This window comes from Mesorhizobium sp. M7A.F.Ca.CA.004.12.1.1, assembly GCF_003997835.1.
GTDB lineage: Bacteria > Pseudomonadota > Alphaproteobacteria > Rhizobiales > Rhizobiaceae > Mesorhizobium.
This window is the reverse complement of sequence record NZ_RZRK01001302.1, coordinates 1-961: the sequence shown is the minus strand read 5'-3', so window position 1 is coordinate 961 and position 961 is coordinate 1. Positions and strand designations below refer to the sequence as shown.

General features: G+C 60.0%; 1 protein-coding gene and 1 pseudogene. Both read left to right on the top strand.

Features of this window, described 5'->3' with window-relative positions:
• Window positions 1–125, top strand: a pseudogene (locus EN984_RS39235) (transcriptional regulator); the annotation flags it as partial.
• 223 nt (window positions 126–348) lie between these two features.
• Window positions 349–961: aminotransferase class I/II-fold pyridoxal phosphate-dependent enzyme (locus EN984_RS35955; RefSeq protein ID WP_127384423.1), on the top strand; the 613-nt coding region annotated here is incomplete at its 3' end.

Here is a 961-nt window from a genome sequence, read left to right as displayed (position 1 = left end):
ATCCGATGGTCGCTCCCAACTACGCGGCCTCGCGTTCGCTGCTGGCGAAATCCATCGGCCTCGGCCGCAAGGCTGCCCCCGTGAAGGCACCCGCCAAGGGCAGGAAGGCCAAGGCCTCGGCCTGAACATTCAGTCCTGAGCCAACAGTTAGGACGACTGGAACAGAAGCCTGCCGGCGAATTCGCCTTGGCAGGCTTCATGTTTTTATGGCTTGGATAGGTGGACGGGTTGCTAGAGCAATTCCAGGAAAATTGTGAAACGGTTTTCCGTCCGGAATTGCCTAAAAACAAGGAGTTAGAGCGGGTCGCCGTTTCCGTGAAACGGTGAACTGCTCTAGGGGAGCGAGCCATGAACTACACCAGGATGGTGATCGAGAAAGAAGCGCCGGAAGAATACGGCTATGACCGTATCCGCTACAATCTTTCGGAAAGTTCGATCGCCGACCAGAAGCTCTCCGACATCGGCCTGTCGCTGCCTGATCTCACGCTTTTCTATGGCGAGCATCGCGGCGACAAGCAGTTGCGTGCACTGATCTCGGCGCAGGATGCCGGCATTTCGCCGGATGATGTCCTGGTCACTGCCGGTGCCGCGGGCGCGCTGTTCATCATCTCGACCTCGCTCTTGTCGGCCAATGACCATCTCGTCGTCATCAGGCCCAACTACGCCACCAACATCGAAACCCCAAGGGCGATCGGCTGCGCCATCAGCTTTGTCGACCTGGCCTTCGAGGAAGGCTTCGCCATTGATGTCGAACGCGTCAAGGCGGCGCTGCGGCCGGACACGAAGCTGATCAGCGTCACCTGCCCGCACAACCCGACCGGCACGATGATGAGCCGAACCGAGCTCGATGCGCTGGTTGCGCTTGCCGAAAGCAGCAACTGCCGTCTGCTGGTCGACGAGACCTATCGCGACCTTTCCTACGGCCGGCGGCTGCCGACGGCTGCCTCACTCAGCCCGAAGG